Origin of the sequence: Pelomonas sp. Root1217 (assembly GCF_001425705.1) — a bacterium.
GTDB lineage: Bacteria > Pseudomonadota > Gammaproteobacteria > Burkholderiales > Burkholderiaceae_C > Pelomonas.
Map to the genome: position 1 here is coordinate 521,226 of NZ_LMDC01000001.1, position 17,530 is coordinate 538,755.

Below are 17,530 nucleotides of genomic sequence, written 5' to 3' on the forward strand. Positions count from 1 at the left end.
CGGCGCCGCGCTGCAGCGGCGCCCCGTTCATTGCAGGCCGAGCCCGGTCAGGCGCTGGTAGCGCTTGCGCAGGAAGTCGGCTGCGAGGCTGGCGTCGCTGCCGACTCGCTCACCGATGTAGAGCTCCTGGCGCCGCTCGGCGATCTGCGTGCGCAGCCGCGTGGCCATGATGTCCAGCGGCTTCATGCCACCCGCCTCGGCCCGCTCGATGGCCACGCGCAGCTGGTGCATCTGCAGGTTCTGCAGCACCGCCGTCTGCGCTCGCACGATGCGGATGCGGCCCTGCACGAGGTGTTCGCACAGGCCCAGCCAGGCGCGTACCGCGTCGGCCGGGCCGCCGATGACCTTCTCCGGCAGTTCGCCCGCTGCGAGCAGCAGACTCTCCAGCCGGTGGCGGTCGCTGCTGGCATAGGCCTCGTTGACGATCATCATGCGCTGCTCGCAGACCTCGCGCTCCGGGCCGGAGGGCGCCAGGTCGGGGTGGAAGCGCATGGCCGCGCGCCGGTACAGCGTCTTCAGGCTGGGCGGCGGCAGGTCGGTCAGCGGGCCCGTGGGTTCGGGCGGCAAGGGCGTCGCGTCGGGCAGGGCGGGCACATCGGGCCAAGGCTTGGCGCGCTGGGAGGCTGACACCGGCGCGTCGACGCCCTGGCGCTTCAAAGCCTCGGACAGCAGGGCGGTGGCCTGGTGCAGCTGGGCATCGATCTCGTCGAGCTCGCGCATCAGCGGGCCCAGGGCCTCGAGATAGCGTTGGCGAAAGCCGAGCAGCTTGGCGCGAGAGCCGTCATGGTCGGCTTCCAGCACGGCGAGGTAGCGCTGCAGATCCTGCAGTTGTTCGCGTCGCCGCGACAGCTCGTGCCTCGTGATTGCCATGCTCGCCATGAGCGGCGATTTTGCCCTGGCCAGAAGTTAAAAACGGCTCGCGAGCGAGCCGTTATGCACCGGACTTACCTGGGTGTCACTGGGACGCCGCCGAAGCGGGCATGTCCGCCATGCTGGCCGCGGGTGCGGCCACGACGGCCGGAGCCGCCACGGGCTCGGGCGCCCTGCTGCCCGCGGGCATCGGCAGCAGCGGCACGATCAGCAGGGCCACGATGTTGATGATCTTGATCAGCGGGTTCACGGCCGGGCCGGCAGTGTCCTTGTAGGGGTCGCCCACGGTGTCGCCGGTCACGGCCGCCTTGTGCGCTTCCGAACCCTTCCTGTGGACCACGCCCTTGTCGTCGGTGAAACCTTCCTCGATCAGCTTCTTGGCGTTGTCCCAGGCGCCGCCGCCGGTGCACATCGAGATGCCGACGAAGAGGCCGGTCACGATGGTGCCCATCAGCAGGCCACCGAGCGCGGCCGGGCCGAGCACCATGCCGACGATGATGGGCGCGGCCACCGGCAGCAGCGACGGCACGATCATTTCCTTGATCGCGGCCGTGGTCAGCATGTCGACCGCGGCGCTGTAGTCGGGCTTGCGCTGGCCGGCCATGATGGCGCCATCGGCGAACTGCTTGCGCACTTCGACGACGACGGCGCCGGCCGCACGGCCCACCGCTTCCATGGCCATGGCGGCGAACAGGAAGGGGATCAGGCCGCCGATGAAGAGGCCGAGGATCACGAGGTGGTCCGACAGGTCGAAGCTGACGTGCATGCCGCGCGCTTCCAGCGCATGCGTGTAGTCGGCAAACAGCACCAGTGCAGCCAGGCCGGCCGAACCGATGGCATAGCCCTTGGTGACGGCCTTGGTCGTGTTGCCGACGGCGTCCAGCGGGTCGGTGACGTCACGCACGCTGGCGGGCAGCTCGGCCATTTCCGCAATGCCGCCGGCGTTGTCGGTGATGGGGCCGTAGGCGTCCAGCGCGACGATGATGCCGGCCATGCTCAGCATGGACGTGGCCGCGACGGCGATGCCGTACAGCCCTGCCAGGGCGAAGGCCGACCAGATGGCCGCACAGACGAACAGCACGGGGAAGGCGGTGGACTTCATCGACACGCCCAGGCCGGCGATCACGTTGGTGCCGTGGCCGGTGGTGGAGGCCTGGGCCACGTGCTGCACCGGATGGTACTGAGTGCCGGTGTAGTACTCCGTGATCCAGACCATGGCCGCCGTCAGCACCAGGCCGACCGCGCAGGCGCCGAACAGTGCCATCGCATTGGTCGTGCCCCCGGTGCTCAGCTCGATGGGGCCGGGGAACATCGCCTTGGTGACGAAGAAGAAGGCGATCAGGCTCAGCACGCCGGCCACGATCAGGCCCTTGTACAGCGCCGGCATCACGTTCTTCATGCCGGGGCTGGCCTTGACGAAGTAACAGCCGATGATGGAGGCGATGATGGACACGCCGCCCAGCGCCAGCGGGTAGACGACGCCGGCCAGCGCGCTGCTGCCGGTGATCATCAATGCGCCGAGCGCCATCGCGGCGATCAGCGTGACCGCGTAGGTCTCGAACAGGTCGGCGGCCATGCCGGCGCAGTCGCCGACGTTGTCGCCGACGTTGTCGGCGATCACCGCCGGGTTGCGCGGGTCATCCTCGGGAATGCCGGCCTCGACCTTGCCCACCAGGTCGGCGCCAACGTCGGCGCCCTTGGTGAAGATGCCGCCACCGAGGCGCGCAAAGATGGAGATCAGCGAGGAGCCGAAGGCCAGGCCCAGCATGGGCTTGAGCGCCGTGCTGTCATGCCCGCCGCCGATGGCCATGTAGAAGCCGCCCACGCCGAGCAGGCCCAGGCCCACCACCAGCATGCCGGTGATGGCGCCGCCCTTGAAGGCGACGTCCAGGGCCGGGCCGATGCCCTTGGAGGCGGCCTGCGCGGTGCGCACGTTGGCGCGCACCGAGATGTTCATGCCGATGAAGCCGCAGATGCCCGACAGCACCGCGCCGATGACGAAGCCGATGGCCGTCGTCGTGCCCAGGCCTGATACCGCGATGGCGATGGCCAGCACGACGCCGACCATGGCAATGGTGCGGTACTGCCGGCCGAGGTAGGCGGCGGCACCTTGCTGGATCGCCGCGGCGATCTCCTGCATGCGGGCATTGCCCGCATCCTGACTCAGGATCCAGCTTCGTTGGATGAAGCCATAAAGAACGGCCGCGAGGCCGCAAGCCAGCGCGAAATACAGCGCCATTTCCGTCGACATGTATGAGTCTCCTGTTTAGCGTGTCATCTGTGGCCCGGTGGCAGGGTATGCCGGGGCTCGGCGGCCGAGCTTAAGGGCCGGGTTTGACGGTCGGATTGCACGTTTACCAGCGATGTTGGGGAAACCTAGAATGCGGGTTTTCCTTAGCCCAAAAAAGACGACCATGAGCCTGCACAACGTGACCCCCGGCGCCAAGGTGCCTGACGAGTTCAACGTCATCATCGAGATCCCGATGAATGCCGACCCGATCAAGTACGAGGTGGACAAGGAGAGCGGTGCGCTGTTCGTCGACCGCTTCCTGACGACGCCTATGTACTACCCGTGCAACTATGGGTACATCCCCAGGACGCTGGCGGACGACGGCGACCCGGTTGACGTGCTGGTCATCACCCCGTTTGCGCTGACGCCCGGTGTCGTCGTAACCTGCCGCCCCTTGGGCGTGCTGATGATGGATGACGAGGCCGGTGGCGACGCCAAGCTGCTTGCCGTGCCCACCAGCAAGATCCTGCCCATGTACGACCACTGGCAGAAGATCGAGGACGTGAACCCGGCCCGCCTGTCAGCCATCCAGCATTTCTTCGAGCACTACAAGGACCTGGAAAAGGGCAAGTGGGTCAAGGTCAAGGGCTGGGAAGGCCCGGAAAAGGCCAAGTCCGAGATCACTGAAGGCCTGGCGAATTACGCCAAGGACCTGCCGAAGTAAGCAGGCCCTCCGGCCATTGAAGAGCGCCTGAGCGGGTCTCAGGCGCTCTTTTCACGGCGTCGCCGCGGGGCTGAGGTGCTCGGCCAGCAAGGCGGCGGCGTTGACCGGCTTGTAGAGCACGGCATCGAACAGCCCCGCCAGTTCGGGTGCGAGCGGGCGATCGACGAGGGCGATGCACCGGCGTGACGTATCGCCGGTACGCCAGTGCTGCACCTGTGCAAGGCCGTCTGCATCCAGCAGGCAAGGGTCGCACAGCAACAGGTCCGCCGGCACCAGCAGCGCGCCGGGCGCAGGCCGCAGCACCTCGACGTTGGCGGCGAACAGCAGCTCGGCGACGCGGTCGGCATGGCCCAGCGGCGCGTCGATCAGCAGCGCAAGCAGGTCGGTCTCGGCGGCCTTGACAGGCGTGAAGCCGTCGGCGGGCATCAGGACCTCCTCGGCGCGACCTGCGGTCAGCGGCAGCTGGAACATGAAGCGGCTGCCCTGGCCCACGGCGCTGTCCAGTTCGATCTGGCTGCCCATGGCCTCGACGATGTGTTTGGCCACCGCCAGGCCCAGGCCCGAGCCAGCCTCGGCGCGCTGATTCTCTTGCGGCGGAGCTTGCCAGAAGGGTTCGAACAGCCGGGCCTGGTCCGCGGGCGCAATGCCGCTGCCGGTGTCAGCCACTTCGAAGCACCAGACGCCCGGCGCCGTACTGCTTGGCATGACGCTCAGTTCGATCTGACCGCCGGTAGTGAACTTGGCGGCGTTGGACAAGAGGTTGAGCAGCACCTGGCGCAGGCGCTTGGCGTCGGCCAGCACCACGGGCGGCAGTTCCGCGTCTATGCGTGCCCGAAAGACGTTGTGGCGCTGGCGCGCCAGCAGCTCGCCTTGCTTTGCCAGCTCGTGCAGCAGGCCGTGGATGTAGAGCGGAGCGGGCACCAGGTCCAGCTCATGCAGCTCGCCGCGCGAGAACTCGACGAGCTCGTCGATCAGCGCCAACTGGTAGCCCACGCTGTGCTCCACGCTGGCGCGCAGTTGCTGGTCGCGCCGGCCGCCGCCGCCCAGCAGGCGCAGATAGCTCACCGTCGCGGCCAGCGGTGCGCGCAGGTCGTGGCCAATGAATGCCAGCAGGCGGCTGCGCTGCTGGTGCTGGCTGCGGGCCTCCTGCAGCGCGTCTCGCAATTCGCCGGTGCGCTGTGCCACCTGCCGCTCCAGCTCCTCGCTGCGCGCGGCCCGCTCCTGCAGCAGCTGCGCCTGCGCGGCCAACTCGGCGCGGCGCTGCTGCACCACCTGCTGCACCAGGGCCATCAGCAGGATCAGGTGCGACAGAAGCAGCACGACAGGCGTGGTCAGCCACATCACCGGCCCCATCTCCAGCCAGCCCAGCACATAGGCGTAACGTGGCAACGCGCCCAGCACCGCGGACGCCATCACCAGCGCGGCCCAGCCGGCCAACGGCAGGCGACGCCACCAGGCCCAGCCGGCCAGCACCAGCGTCATCAGGCCGCACAGCCCCGTCAGCGCGTTGACGAGCGGCGCCACGGCCCGGTAGTCGCTCCAGAGGGCGATGAGCAGGGTCGTGGCGATGGCGAGCCAGACCGCGATCAACGCCCAGCGCAGCACGCTCGTGGCGCGGCGCAGCGGCAGAATGGCAGCCACGGCCAGCGAATTGAGCAGCTGCGCCGTGCCCATCAACACCATCAGGCTGCGCGGCGCCCAGCCGGTGGCGTTGGGCCAGAGGTACTGGAAGCTCAGGCCGTGCAGGCTCAGCTCGTAAAGCCCGTAAGCGGCCACCGACCCCGCCATCAGCGCGAAGGCCGCCCGGCGCCAGAAGAAGAACAGCAGCAGATAGCCTGCGGCGGCCAGCATCTGGTTGCCGGCCAGCACGGCGATGGCCAGGGTGGTGTCGCGGTTCTCAGCGAAGCAGTCACGCGGCCGGCACAGCAGCGCGTCGAAGGAGGCGTAGGTGCGGCCCGCCTCGCGCAGCATCAGGCGCAGCGGCCGGCCGGGCTCCGGGCGCAGCTCGAAGCTCACGTCGCTGGTGTCCAGCGGCCATTGCTCATGCGGCACCCGCAGGCCGGCTTGGGTGTAGCGCCATTGCCCGTCGGGCGCCTGGACCCACAGCTGCGCGTGCTCGATGCGCGTCAGCGTCATCACTAGCCAGAGCGTCTCGGGTTGGGCGTCGGCGGGCAGCTCCAGCCGGGCCCACAGCGCGGTGCGCGTGTAGCCGGGGGTGCGCAGATGGCCGGTCGGCTGGTGGGGCTTGAACTCGGCGGCCCGCGCTTGCACGTCGTCCAGTGTCAGGGCGCCGCCGGGGTCTTCGAGCAACTGCCAGGCTGGTTGAGGCGTTGGTGGCGGCTGCGCATGCAATGGTGTCCAGGCGGCCGGGGCCAGCGCGAGGCTCAGCAGCCGGGTCAGCCAGCGCCGGGTCAAGCGGTGCCGCCGTCGCGCTGGTGCTGGCGCCACGCCTGCGGCGTCAGCCCCAGTCGCTCGCGGAAGGCGGTGGAGAAGTTGGACGCCGTGGTGAAACCCACATCGAAGGCAATGTCCTGCACGCTCATGGGCGTGGCGGCCAGCAGGTGGCAGCCGACGCGGATGCGCTCCTCGCTGATGAAGCCCGACACCGTCAGGCCGAGATGCCGGCGAAACAGCGTGGACAGGCGTCGCTCGCTTAAGCCCAGGCGTTCGGCCAACTCGCCCACCGAGGGCAGGTCCTCCAACTGCTCGCCAATGAGCTGGGTTGCTGCGTTGACGAAGGCCAGTTCGGGGTCGTGTGCGCCATCGCTGCGCCCCGGCGCGGTCTTGGCGCGCGGCAGATGGACGTAGACCCGCGCCAGCACCTCGTCGGCCAGAAAGGGCTTGGCGATGTAGTCCACCGCCCCCAGGCGCAAGCCGTCCAGCCGCTGCTGCGCGTTTGCCTGGGCAGAGAGAAAGATCACCGGGATCTCACAGGTGGCCGCATCGGCCTTCAACAGCCGGCACACGGCATGCCCGTCCATGCCAGGCATCACGAGGTCCAGCAGGATCAGATCGGGCCGCTGCGCCTGGGCGCGGTGAAAGCCGCCGAGCCCGTCGGCGGCATGGAGCAGCCGGTAGTGGCGGGCCAGCAGATCGCTGAGCTGGCGCAACTGCTCGGGCGCATCGTCGATCAGCAACAGCCGCGCCGCGCCTGGCGGAGCCATGTCGTCATGCGTGGCGAGAGCTTCACTCATCGCGGCGATTGTCAACCGTCTTTGCAGGCCGTTTACATCTGGATATTTTTGCTAGACGACGAACCAGCACAGGTTTTCTGCGGTTTGGCAAAGGTGGGTTGGCCAGAGTGCGGAGAAAGTCACGCTGCACCGCTATCAGGGAGAGCCACCATGAAGACACGCCAGCCCGGCAAGACCCAGCCTGCCCGCCACCCGCACACCGTCCGCGTGATGCCGGCGCTGTCGCGGCTGAGCCTGCTGATCGGCCTGGGCCTGATGCCGGGCCTGGCGGCCCAAGGCACCACCCTCAGCGACCAGGTCAGCTTCAGCGCCACGGGCCAGAGCCTGTGGGGCAATGCCGGCGGCACGGCCACCGCGAGCTATGCGCTGCAGACCAGCTGGGGCACCTATGCGGGTGTCGCCGCGCAGGAGTTGTTCAACTTCGGCGGCTTCACCAACGTTTACGACCCGATCTTCAACACGTACCTGGGCCGCTACGGCGTCGCGGCCAGCATGCAAAGCTCGGGCCGGATCGGGCTGGAGTTCTCGGCCAGCGCGCGGGGTGGATCGATGGATTTCAGCCAGAGCTTCAACCCCGTGCTGACCCTGCCCGACAGTTTTACCAAGGGGCAGAACTTCATCGTCAAAGCCCGCGACACCCTGAAAGCGGCGGCCACCCTGACGCCCTATCTGCCCAGCGTGCAGGCCTCCGTGTCCGGTCTGTTCAATTTCGATGCCAAGGTCGCGGTGCAGGGCTGCTTTGTCGATTGCACCAGCACCAGCTTCGAGTTCGGGGTGAACCCGGGCAAGTTCTCGCTGCTCAACTTCGACAGCGCCGCGAGCGCCATGCTGACGGTCCTGGGCAAGCCGGTGGCGGTGCCGGCCCTGGGCCAGGATTTCCTGATCGGCAGCACCAACACCTTCATGCTCGACACCGTCAAGGCCGGTAACTGTTCGGCGCTGACGGGCGGCGCCCTGCATTGCGGCAACGAGGTGCTGCGTGGCGGCTGGGAGCTGGGGGCCATGCTGCCGCCCCTGTACGGCGTCGCCAACCCGCTGCGCTTCAGGGGCTCCGAAAAAGGCTTCAGCCTCGAGACCAATTTCCTCAGCGTGAATGCCGGCCCGTCCATGGGCATGAACTTCGACTTCGCGCCCACCGCGCCGGTGTTCGTCAAGCTGGTGTTCGATCAGCCGGTGCAAGAGGTCATCACCGGCGCCGGCGGCGCCGAGTCCTTCATCGACCATCTGGACGGCAAGGTCAGCTTTGCTCTGGGCAGCGACATCAAGCTGCGTTTTGCCGGCACCCCCGGCAAGCTGGTGGGGCGCAACTACTTCCTCGGCGACGCCAGCATCCAGACCTCGCTGAGCGCCGACCTGGACCAAGACCTGCGTGGCCACTACGGCTGCGGCTTCGAGGTCAAAGCGGTGGGTCTCAGCCTGGGCGACACCGGGCTGAACAACTGCCTGTACGAGAGCAACTCCAACATCAGCCGCGACACGCTGAAGGTCTATTCGGGCTCGACCACGCTCAGCGGCGTGCGCACCAGCCTCACGCTGGAGGGTAACCCCACCCGCATTGACGACCTGGTGGTCACCGGCACCACCGCCTACCGCGGTGGGTCGATGCTGAGCAACCGGGGGCGCGGCGTCCTGGCCACCTTCGCAGCCGGCAGTCGCACCGAAATCAGCGATGCCGGCAGCCGCATCGACAATGGCGACCATGCGCGAGCCCTGTTCGACAGGAGCTCCTCGGTCCTTGTGATGGCTGGCGGCCGCATTGACAACAACGGCGGCGCGCAGATCGAGATCGAGCGCGACGCGGTGGTCAACGTGCTCGCCGGCGCTACGCTGTCCAATGAGAAGGCCTCGCCCGGCTACGGCGACAGCCTCATCAGCAACCGCGGCACGCTATCAGTCGCCGGCAAGCTCAGCAACCACGGCGTGATCGACAACCAGGGCAGCCTGTCCCTGGGGTCAGGCTTTGTCATGGACTCCGCCGGTGGCACCCTCAACAACGGCAACACGCTGGAGCTTCACGGCAACCTGGTGCTGGGTGCAGCCGAGGCCGGCAGCTTCAATCTGCTGGCCGGCAGCAGGCTCAATGTGTATGGCTCGCTGGGCATTGCCGCCGGCTACACACAGATCAACAGCGGCTTCCTGTGGCTGGCGCCCGGTACAGGCACGCTGAACATCCAGGGCACGCTTCAGATCGGCCAAGGTGGCAGCGATGGCCAGCTCAACGGTGACAGCACACTGGGCCCAGGGGGCAAGCTCGTCTTCAATCTCGCCGGCAACCAGGAGCATTTGAACCGGATCAGTGGTGAAGGCAGCGTGTGGAAGACGGGGCCCGGTACGGTGAACCTGAGCGCAGCCGGCCTTTACACCGGCTCCACCATCATCGACGGCGGTACGCTGCGGCTGAGTTCGACCACCCTGTCCCGCCAGTTCGACATCGGCACCAGTGGCGTGCTGGAGCTGAACCTGAACAGTGGCACGCGCGCGTTCACCAGCGACACCCGCTTCACCGGCAGCGGCGTGCTGAGCATCGTCGGCGGGGGTCAGGCGATCTGGCAGGGAAGCGCCGCCAGCTTTGCGATGGGCGCCGGCGGCCTGATCGATGTGCAGTTGGGCACCCTGGTGGGCGGCTCCTTCGGCAACGACGACTGGACCGCCAACCAGTCCCAACTGCGCGTCGGCACTTACGCGACCTTTCGTGGGGTGGAGGCGAATGTGCGGGTCGACGCCCTGAGCGGCGAGGGGCTCATTCAATCGGGTTACCAAGGTGCCGGCTACCGCAGTTTTACCTTCGGCGTGGCCAACGGCTCGGGTTCCTTCGAAGGGGTGCTGGCCGACACCGACACCGCCCAAGGCCAGATCGGCAACTTCACCAAGGTCGGCAGCGGCACCCAGACCCTCCTTGGCAACAACAGCTTTACCGGCACCCTGAGCATCGAGGCCGGCACCGTGCGTGTGGGCGAAGGCGGTGTGCGCGGCTCGCTGGCCACCCGCAGCATCGTCAACAACGGTGCCCTGGTGTTTGCGCGCAGCGGCGACATCGGCTATCAGGGCGTCATCTCCGGCAGCGGCAGCCTGCACCAGCAGGGCGCCGGCATTCTGCGGCTGAGCGGCAACCAGAGCTACACCGGCGCCACCAACGTCGAGGCCGGCTGGTTGGTGCAGGAGGGCGCATCGCGTTCAAGCGCCTTCAACCTCAGCGGCAGTACGGTGCTGGAGTTGCAGGTGAATCAGGGCACGCGCGACGGCGCAGTGGACGTGAAATTCGCCGGCAGCGCCGCCACGCTGAGAAAGACCGGCGCCGGCATGGCGGTTTGGACCGGGTCCAAAGCCGTGTTCGCGCTGGACGAGTTCAGCACCATCGACGTGCAGGGCGGCACCCTGGTCGGGGGGTCCTATGGCAACGAGGACTGGAGCGCCAACAAGAGCCGGCTGAATGTGGCTGCTGGCGCTACTTTTGAAGGTGTGGAAGCCAATGTCCGCGTGGACTCCCTCAGCGGCGCGGGCACCATCAAATCCGGTTTCAACGGCGCGGGCTACAGCGCGTTCACGATGGGCGTGGCCAATGGCTCGGACGTTTTCTCCGGCGTGCTGGGGGGCTCCGGCAACTTCGTCAAGGAAGGAACGGGCTTCCAGGGGCTGACCGGCGCCAACACCTTCACCGGCCGCCTGACCATCAACGGCGGCATGGTGCAGATCGGCAACGGCGGCATCACCGGCTCTCTGGCCACCGCGCTGGTCACCAACAACGGCACGCTGAGCTTCGCCCGCAGCGACAACATCAGCTTCGCTGGCGCGATCGACGGCACGGGCGTTCTAGTCAAGCAGAGCGCGGGTGTGCTGACGCTGGGCGCGGCCAACACCTACACCGGCCAGACCCAGGTACAAAGCGGCGTGCTGCTGCTGCAAAACAGCACCCGCTCCGCTGAGTTCTTCATCACATCACCGACCGCCACGGTGGAGCTCAATGTGGCCACCGGCACCCGCGCCAATGCCGCCGACACGCTGTTCTCTGGCAAGGGCACCCTGCGCAAGACCGGCGCCGGCGTGGCGACCTGGCAGCAGGGCAAGGCGACTTTTGCAATGGGCAGCGGCAGCCTGATCGACGTGCAGGCCGGCACTCTGGTCGGCGGCTCCCACGCCAATGAGGACTGGACCCGCAACCAGAGCCGACTGAACGTGGCCGCCAATGCCGTCTTCGATGGCGACGAGGCCAATGTCCGCGTCGATGCGCTCAGCGGCGCCGGCCGCATCAAGTCTGGCTACAACGGCTCGGGCTACAGCGCTTTCACGATGGGCGTGGCCAATGGTTCCGGCAATTTCTCCGGCGTGCTGGCGAACAGCGAATCCACCGGCAACTTCGTCAAGACGGGCACGGGCACGCAGACGCTCAGCGGCATCAACACCAACACCGGCACGACGCGGGTGCAGGCCGGCCAACTGACGCTCAACGGCTCGTCGCTGAGCAGCGCCTTCAGCGTCGACGCGGGCGCCTCGCTGGGCGGCAGCGGTGCACTGGGCAGCCTGGTGCTGGCCGGCAAGCTCGCGCCCGGCAACTCGCCGGGCCAGTTGAGCGTGGCGGGCAACGCGACGTTTGCCGAGGGCGCCAGCTATCTGTGGGAGATCGCCAATGCCAGCGCCGCCGCCGGGCTGGGGTACGACCTGCTGAGCGTCGGCGGCACGCTGAGCCTGGACGCCAGCGCGGCCAACCCGTTCACCGTCACGTTGAAGTCGCTGCTGGCGAACGGCGGCGCGGGGCTGCTGGCCGGTTTCGACGCCCGGCAGGATCACAGCTACACCCTGGCCTACGCGAGCGGCGGCATCCTGGGCTTCTCGGCCAAAGAGTTCAGCATCGACGGCAGCGGTTTCGCCAATTCGCTGATGGGCGGCCACTGGTCGGTGGCGGCCACCGGCAATGCGCTGAACCTGAACTTCACCGCCGCCGTGCCCGAGCCCGAGAGCTACGCGATGTTGCTGGCGGGCCTGCTGGTGGTGGGGCGGGTGGCCAGGCGTCGGCTGGGCGGAGTGGCTCGACCCTGAGATCGGCCATGGCCGGGTTCAAGGCACTGACTTGAACGGTTGGTGCTCGCCCAGCTCGTCGATATAGCCCGCCATCGCTTCGCCCTCGCGTGCCAGGAAGTCATTGACGGCATCGGCAAAGGAGGGGTGGGCCAGCCAGTGGCTGGACGCCGTGGGCGTGGGCAACAGCCCGCGCGCCATCTTGTGCTCACCCTGCGCGCCGCCCTCGAAGCGCTGGTAGCCATTGGCGATGCACCAGGCCAACGGCTGGTAGTAGCAGGCGTCGAAGTGCAGGTTGGGGATGTGCTCGGTTGCGCCCCAGTAGCGGCCGAAGGCGGCGTGGCGCTCGGGGTCGAGCGCGATCAGGGATGTCGCGACGCGTTCGCCGGCCCGGCGGGCCGTGAACATCAGCCAGTGCTCGGGCATGTCGCTGGCCATGCGGGCAAAGAAGTCGCGGCTCAGATAGGGCTTGCTGTGATGTTCGCGGTAGGTCTGCTGGTAGCAGCGGTAGAAGAAGTCCCAGTCCTCGACGCTGATGGCGGTGCCGACGTTTGCCTCGAACACGACCCCCGCCTCGCGCACGCGGCGCTGCTCCTGCTGGATCTTCTTGCGCTTGTCGCGCTGCAGCCGGGCCAGGAAGGCGGCGAAGTCGGCGTCTCCCTCGGCCGTCCAGTGGAACTGCACGCCGGCCCGCGCCGAGCAGCCGGCCGCCGCCAGCGCCGCTTGGTCGGCCGGGTCACCGAAAAGCACGTGCAGCGACGAGGCCTGCGCCTCTTCCGCCAGGCCGCGCAGCCCCTGCGCGAGCAGCAGGCGGGCATCGGCGTCCACGGCCAGCAGCCGGCTGCCCGGCACCGGGGTGAAGGGCACGGCGACGAGCAGCTTGGGGTAATAGCTCAGGCCATGGCGGTGGTAGGCGTCGGCCCAGGCCCAGTCGAACACGTACTCGCCGTAGGAATGCGACTTCAGCCACGCCGGGCAGGCGGCCAGCAACCGCTCGCCGTCCCAGACGCTCAGGAACATCGCTTGCCAGCCCGTTGCGGCCACGGCCGAGCCCGAGTCATGCAGGGCCTGCAGGTACTCGTGGCGCATGAAGGGCGTGGGTTGGGGACTGTCGTCGAGCAGGCGGTTCCAGGCTTCGGGCGCCAGGGCGGCGGGAGAGTCGTGCACGCGGAGGGTCGGCATGGAGGTCTATTGGAAACCACCTCTGGAACGCAGGGCTAGACTGGGGTTTTGATGATGCTGCCCATGCGTTTCGACAACCTCTACAGCCATGACTTCGCCCGCGTCGCCGTGGGCGTGCCCCGTTGCCGCGTGGCCGACCCGGTGTTCAACGCCGGGCAGACGGTCGACCTGCTCCGGCAGGCCGCAGCCGAGGGCGTGGCCGTCATGGCGTTTCCAGAGCTCGGCCTCTCGGCCTACAGCTGCGACGACCTCTTCCACCAACGCGCCCTGCTCGACGGTTGCGAGGCGGCGCTGGCCGAGGTGCTGGCCGCCACCGAATCCCTGTCCCTGGTAGCCATCGTCGGGCTGCCGCTGCGTGTCGAGCAGCGCCTGTTCAACTGCGCTGCGGTGCTGCTCCGCGGTCGCATCCTCGGCATCGTGCCCAAGACCTTTTTGCCCAACTACGGCGAGTTCTACGAGGCGCGCCAGTTCTGCTCGGGCGAGGAGGCGACCGTCGACAGCGTGTTGCTGCTCGGCCAGCGGGTGCCCTTCGGCAGCCGCCAGATCTTCGCGGCCGAGGACATGCCGCTGTTGCGCCTGCATGTGGAGATCTGCGAGGACGTGTGGACGCCGATCCCGCCGTCCTCCTTCGCAGCGCTCGCCGGGGCGACGGTGCTCGTCAACCTCTCGGCGTCCAACATCGTCGTCGGCAAGGCCGCCTACCGGCGCCAGTTGGTATCGCAGCAGTCGGCGCGCTGCCTGGCGGCGTACGTCTATTCGTCGGCCGGCACCGGTGAGTCGACCACCGACCTGGCTTGGGACGGCCAAGCCATCATCTGCGAGAACGGCGAACTGCTCGTCGAGTCCGAGCGCTTCCTGCGCGACTCGCACGTGGTGACGGCCGACGTGGACCTGGAGCGCCTGGCCCGCGAGCGCATGCGGCAGACGAGCTTCGGCGATTCGGTGCGCCTGCATGCCACGGCAGTGGGCGCCTTCCGGCAGGTCCCGTTCACGCTCGATCTGGGTCGCGATCGGCCGCTGGCCCTGCGCCGCCGCGTCGAGCGCTTCCCCTACGTGCCCGCCGACCTCAGCCGCCGCGACGAGCGCTGCCAGGAGGTCTACAACATCCAGGTCCAGGGCCTGACCCAGCGCCTGGCCTCCAGCGGCATCAGCAAGCTGGTCGTCGGCATCTCCGGCGGGCTGGACTCGACGCATGCGCTGCTCGTGGCCGCGCGTGCGATGGACGCCCTGGGCCTGCCGCGCAGCCACATCATCGGCGTGACCATGCCCGGTTTCGCCACCGGCGAGCGCACCCGCGAGCAGGCGCAGCGCCTGATGGCGGCGGTGGGTTGCGAGGCGCGTGAGATCGACATCCGGCCGAGCTGCACGCAGATGCTCAAGGACATCGGCCATCCTCACCGGGAGGACCTGCCGGTCTACGACGTCACCTTCGAGAACGTGCAGGCCGGGGAGCGGACCAGCCACCTGTTCCGTCTGGCCAATCTGACAGGCGGCATGGTGCTGGGCACGGGCGACCTGTCCGAGCTGGCGCTGGGCTGGTGCACCTACGGCGTGGGCGATCACATGTCGCACTACAACGTCAACGCCAGCGTGCCCAAGACTTTGATCCAGCACCTGGTGCGCTGGGTCGCCGAGACCGGCCAACTGGGCGCCGGCACCGACACGCAGGTGCTTCACGACATCCTCGGCACCGAGATCAGCCCGGAACTCGTCCCCGGCAGCCTGCAGAGCACGGAAGCCGCAGTCGGCCTCTATGCGCTGCAGGACTTCAACCTGTTCTTCACGCTGCGCTACGGCTACACGCCGACCAAGATCGCCTTCCTCGCCCGCCACGCCTGGGGCGAGGTCCATGCGCTCGCCGAAATCAAGCGCGTGCTGCGCATCTTCGTGCAGCGCTTCTTCAAGGGCAGCCAGTTCAAGCGCAGCTGCGTGCCGAACGCCCCCAAGGTTGGCAGCGGCGGCTCGCTTTCTCCCCGTGGCGACTGGCGCGCGCCCAGCGATTCCGAGGCCGCCGTCTGGCTCGCGGACCTGGACCGCATCCCGGACGAACATGCTTAAATCGACGCCAGACGAAATCAGGAGCCTTGTCCCATGAAGCAAATCACCGCCATCATCAAACCCTTCAAGCTCGACGAAGTGCGCGAGGCGCTGGCCGAAGTAGGCGCGTCGGGCCTGACGGTCACCGAGGTCAAGGGTTTTGGCCGCCAGAAGGGCCACACCGAGCTCTATCGCGGCGCTGAATACGTCGTCGACTTCCTGCCCAAGGTCAAGGTCGAGGTCGTCGTGAAGGACGACGAGGTCGACCGCTGCATCGACGCCATCCTGAAGGCGGCCAAGACCGGCAAGATCGGCGACGGCAAGATCTTCGTACTGCCGGTCGAGCAAGTGGTGCGCATCCGTACCGGCGAGACGGACGAAGCCGCCGTCTAACGCTGCGTCAGCGCGAGCTTCGCGCCCAGGGCGACGAAGGTCGCCGCAAAGCTGCGGCGCAGCCAGGCCATGGCGGCCTCGCTGCCCAGCACATGCTCGCGCATGCATGCAGCGAACGCGCCGTACAGCGCGAACACCCCGAAGGTCATGGCCATGAAGAGGGCCGAGAGCTGCAACATCGCCAGCGTCGGCGCCGCTTCGTCCTTGGCGATGAATTGCGGCAGGAAGGCCAGGAAGAACATAGACAGCTTGGGATTGAGCAGGTTCACGAGCACAGCGTGGCGAATGACCTCCCCATCGGATCGAGTGGTGCCATCGGCTTCGACCTTCAGCACGCCCTGTTCGCGCCAGGTCATCCAGGCGATGTAGAGCAGATAGGCCACGCCGGCGAACTTCACAGCCTCGAAGGCCAGGCTGCTGGCATGCAACAGCGCAGCCAGGCCCGTGATGGCCGCGAGCATGTGGGGCACGACGCCGAGCGTGCAACCGAAAGCCGCGATGATGGCCATGCGCGCGCCGCGGGACAGGCCGGTGGCGATGGTGACGGCCGCACCCGTGCCCGGTGAGGCGACGACGAGCAGGGACACGGTCAGGAATTCGAGGTTCATGGGGCACTCCTTGATGGAGGCGCCATGCTGCAGCCGATGCGGCCAGTGGGTCTTGAACGAAATTTCAGCGGCAGCGAGCCAGCGCCCCAGGTGTCAGGCCGAAGTTGCGCACAAAGCAGCGTGTCATGTGGCTCTGGTCCGCGAACCCGCTGGCCGCGGCGGCCTCTGCCAGTGACAGGCCCTCTCGCACGAGCCGGCGGGCGCGTTGTACGCGGCGCTGCAGCAGGTACGCGTGGGGCGGCAGGCCGGTCAGGCGCGTGAAGGCGCGCAGGAACTGGTAGCGGCTCATCGCCGCGTCGGCGGCCAGGCCTGATAGCGTCAGCTCGGCGGCGGGATCGTCGTCAATGCGCTCGCGGGCGGCGGTGACGCCGGCGCCTATGGCGGGGCGCTCTACCGACGACGGCTTGAGAAGCCGGGCGGCCAGCGTCAGCAGTTCGGCGTCGGAGTGCAGTGCGTCGTCCGTCGTCACGGCGTCGAACAGCGCGCGAAAACGCACCGTCAGCAGGGCATCGCGAATGACGGGTGCCTTGAACTCAAACGATGAGCCCGGCCCGATGTCCGCTGCCGCATCCAGCAGCCGGGCCGGATCGATGTACAGCATGCGCCAGCGTCGTCCGCTCGCATCAAAGGGCGTGCCGTCGTGCACCTCGCCGGGGTTGACCGTGATCAGGTCGCCTGCACCAGCCTCGACGACACCGCGACCGCTGGCCGATTTCTGTGCGCCACGCTCGATGAGGCCGATGCCGAACTCGTCATGCGTGTGGCGGCCGAAGGCCAGCGCCGAGTCGGCCACGACCACCTCGACGCCGTCGACGTGGCTGGGGATCAGCTTGAATCCGCGGGCCTGCATGGCCCGACTGTGTCATGGTTAGCGCAGGTGCTGCCAGACGGCAGCGGCCCAGATGCCGCCAGCCAGCACCAGCGCCATCAGCACGGCAGCGCTGGCAATGTCCTTGGCGCGCTTGGACAGTTCATGCCGCTCGAAGGACACACGGTCAACAACCGCTTCAATGGCGGAGTTCAACAACTCGACGATGAGCAGCAGCAGCAGCGAGCCCAGCAGCAACGCGGCCTGCTCCCAGGTCCGGGCCAGCCAGAAGGCCAGTGGTGCGGCAACGATGCACAGCCAGGTCTCCTGGCGGAAGGCGCTCTCGCCGGTGTAGGCGGCCTTGAGCCCAGCCCATGAGTAACCGGCGGCGTGGATGATGCGGTCCAGGCCAGTCCGGCCCTTGTGCGGGTTGGTCATGGGGCACCCTTAGGCCTGCGGCCTTGTCCCGCC

At 67.9% G+C, this 17,530-nt stretch carries 12 protein-coding genes; 4 read left to right on the forward strand and 8 right to left on the reverse strand.

What is annotated here, in order from left to right; all coding sequences use genetic code 11:
* Window positions 1-27: 27 nt before the first annotated feature.
* Window positions 28-879 carry a J domain-containing protein gene (locus ASC95_RS02465; RefSeq protein ID WP_057296197.1) on the reverse strand — a complete coding sequence of 284 codons (852 nt, stop codon included), beginning with the start codon at window positions 877-879 and terminating at the stop codon, window positions 28-30.
* A 76-nt stretch (window positions 880-955) separates the two neighbouring features.
* Window positions 956-3,121: a sodium-translocating pyrophosphatase gene (locus ASC95_RS02470; protein ID WP_057296198.1), complete on the reverse strand. Its 2,166-nt coding sequence runs from the start codon at window positions 3,119-3,121 to the stop codon at window positions 956-958.
* 163 nt (window positions 3,122-3,284) lie between these two features.
* On the opposite strand from ASC95_RS02470, the gene ppa reads away from it, so the two are divergent.
* Window positions 3,285-3,824, forward strand: coding sequence for an inorganic diphosphatase (gene ppa, locus ASC95_RS02475; RefSeq protein ID WP_057296199.1), 540 nt, complete (start codon window positions 3,285-3,287; stop codon window positions 3,822-3,824).
* A gap of 51 nt (window positions 3,825-3,875) precedes the next feature.
* Here the strand turns inward: ppa and ASC95_RS02480 are convergent, their stop codons facing one another.
* Both ASC95_RS02480 and ASC95_RS02485 read right to left on the reverse strand, forming a co-directional pair.
* Window positions 3,876-6,239, reverse strand: a complete 2,364-nt coding sequence (locus ASC95_RS02480) for a sensor histidine kinase (RefSeq protein WP_162250704.1) — start codon at window positions 6,237-6,239, stop codon at window positions 3,876-3,878.
* A complete protein-coding gene (locus tag ASC95_RS02485) occupies window positions 6,236-7,018 on the reverse strand; it encodes a DNA-binding response regulator (protein ID WP_235537662.1) in 783 nt (260 codons plus the stop codon). Before ASC95_RS02485 ends, ASC95_RS02480 begins: the two co-directional genes overlap by 4 nt.
* A 150-nt stretch (window positions 7,019-7,168) precedes the next feature.
* Here ASC95_RS02485 and ASC95_RS02490 point away from each other — a divergent pair, with 150 nt between their 5' ends.
* Window positions 7,169-12,052 carry an autotransporter-associated beta strand repeat-containing protein gene (locus ASC95_RS02490; protein ID WP_057296201.1) on the forward strand — a complete coding sequence of 1,628 codons (4,884 nt, stop codon included), beginning with the start codon at window positions 7,169-7,171 and terminating at the stop codon, window positions 12,050-12,052.
* A gap of 18 nt (window positions 12,053-12,070) precedes the next feature.
* On the opposite strand, the gene ASC95_RS02495 is transcribed toward ASC95_RS02490, so the two are convergent.
* Window positions 12,071-13,213 carry a GNAT family N-acetyltransferase gene (locus ASC95_RS02495; RefSeq protein WP_057296202.1) on the reverse strand — a complete coding sequence of 381 codons (1,143 nt, stop codon included), beginning with the start codon at window positions 13,211-13,213 and terminating at the stop codon, window positions 12,071-12,073.
* Between the two features lie 54 nt (window positions 13,214-13,267).
* Between ASC95_RS02495 and ASC95_RS02500 the strand changes: the two genes are divergently transcribed.
* Window positions 13,268-15,271 carry an NAD(+) synthase gene (locus tag ASC95_RS02500; protein WP_082567542.1) on the forward strand — a complete coding sequence of 668 codons (2,004 nt, stop codon included), beginning with the start codon at window positions 13,268-13,270 and terminating at the stop codon, window positions 15,269-15,271.
* A 33-nt stretch (window positions 15,272-15,304) separates the two neighbouring features.
* The gene (locus ASC95_RS02505) at window positions 15,305-15,643 is read left to right on the forward strand and encodes a P-II family nitrogen regulator (RefSeq protein WP_056198291.1); all 339 of its coding nucleotides are present in this window, start codon (window positions 15,305-15,307) and stop codon (window positions 15,641-15,643) included.
* Here the strand turns inward: ASC95_RS02505 and ASC95_RS02510 are convergent.
* The 3 genes from ASC95_RS02510 to ASC95_RS02520 form a co-directional block, all read right to left on the reverse strand.
* Entirely contained in the window at window positions 15,640-16,251 is a 612-nt protein-coding gene (locus ASC95_RS02510; RefSeq protein ID WP_057296203.1) for a LysE family translocator, read from the reverse strand. The genes ASC95_RS02505 and ASC95_RS02510 overlap by 4 nt on opposite strands.
* A 64-nt stretch (window positions 16,252-16,315) precedes the next feature.
* Window positions 16,316-17,101, reverse strand: coding sequence for an AraC family transcriptional regulator (locus ASC95_RS02515; RefSeq protein WP_057296204.1), 786 nt, complete (start codon window positions 17,099-17,101; stop codon window positions 16,316-16,318).
* An 18-nt stretch (window positions 17,102-17,119) separates the two neighbouring features.
* Complete coding sequence (locus ASC95_RS02520; RefSeq protein WP_057296205.1) at window positions 17,120-17,497, reverse strand: diacylglycerol kinase; 378 nt, start codon at window positions 17,495-17,497, stop codon at window positions 17,120-17,122.
* Window positions 17,498-17,530 lie beyond the last annotated feature (33 nt).

Coding starts and splice junctions, on each gene's coding strand:
- ASC95_RS02465 (WP_057296197.1), bottom strand. CDS start 879: ATGGCGAGCATGGCAATCACGAGGCACGAGCTGTCGCGGCGACGCGAA.
- ASC95_RS02470 (WP_057296198.1), bottom strand. CDS start 3,121: ATGTCGACGGAAATGGCGCTGTATTTCGCGCTGGCTTGCGGCCTCGCG.
- ppa (WP_057296199.1), top strand. CDS start 3,285: ATGAGCCTGCACAACGTGACCCCCGGCGCCAAGGTGCCTGACGAGTTC.
- ASC95_RS02485 (WP_235537662.1), bottom strand. CDS start 7,018: ATGAGTGAAGCTCTCGCCACGCATGACGACATGGCTCCGCCAGGCGCG.
- ASC95_RS02490 (WP_057296201.1), top strand. CDS start 7,169: ATGAAGACACGCCAGCCCGGCAAGACCCAGCCTGCCCGCCACCCGCAC.
- ASC95_RS02495 (WP_057296202.1), bottom strand. CDS start 13,213: ATGCCGACCCTCCGCGTGCACGACTCTCCCGCCGCCCTGGCGCCCGAA.
- ASC95_RS02500 (WP_082567542.1), top strand. CDS start 13,268: ATGCTGCCCATGCGTTTCGACAACCTCTACAGCCATGACTTCGCCCGC.
- ASC95_RS02505 (WP_056198291.1), top strand. CDS start 15,305: ATGAAGCAAATCACCGCCATCATCAAACCCTTCAAGCTCGACGAAGTG.
- ASC95_RS02510 (WP_057296203.1), bottom strand. CDS start 16,251: ATGAACCTCGAATTCCTGACCGTGTCCCTGCTCGTCGTCGCCTCACCG.
- ASC95_RS02515 (WP_057296204.1), bottom strand. CDS start 17,101: ATGCAGGCCCGCGGATTCAAGCTGATCCCCAGCCACGTCGACGGCGTC.
- ASC95_RS02520 (WP_057296205.1), bottom strand. CDS start 17,497: ATGACCAACCCGCACAAGGGCCGGACTGGCCTGGACCGCATCATCCAC.